1 protein-coding gene and 1 pseudogene are annotated in these 390 nt (G+C 61.3%); both read right to left on the reverse strand.

The genetic code is table 11. The annotated features are described in order from the left end of the window. Positions 1–64: hypothetical protein (locus AC1DCY_RS27855; RefSeq protein ID WP_477356068.1), on the reverse strand; the 64-nt coding region annotated here is incomplete at its 3' end. Between the two features lie 85 nt (positions 65–149). Further along, a pseudogene (locus AC1DCY_RS27860) lies at positions 150–314 on the reverse strand (DUF4118 domain-containing protein); the annotation flags it as partial. Positions 315–390: the final 76 nt, after the last annotated feature.

A 390-nucleotide genomic window follows, 5' to 3' on the forward strand; every position in this document is an offset into this window, starting at 1 on the left:
GCATGACGCTAAAGGTCACCAGATACTGGATATCGGCGATGGCGAATGAAAAACGCGGCGCCACAAAGAAAAAGTCGAAGGCGCCGACCGAGCATGACGCTAAAGGTCACCAGATACTGGATATCGGCGATGGCGAATGAAAAACGCGGCGCCACAAAGAAAAAGTCGAAGGCGCCGACCGAGACGAAGGCCGCCATGATCGCCGGGCCACGCCCAAAGCGCACCGCGACGGCGACGACCGCCAGCAGGAACAGCATGACGATGTTCGCCTGTTCCAGCACCTGGAACAGCGGCCTGGCCAGCAGGGTCGTCACCGCACAGATCGCGACGCTCCAGAGATAGGGGCGCCAGGTGATCGGGCTGTCGCTGGCGGTGGAGGTTGTCTCGGCT

This window comes from Lysinibacillus sp. 10T31 (assembly GCF_056394365.1).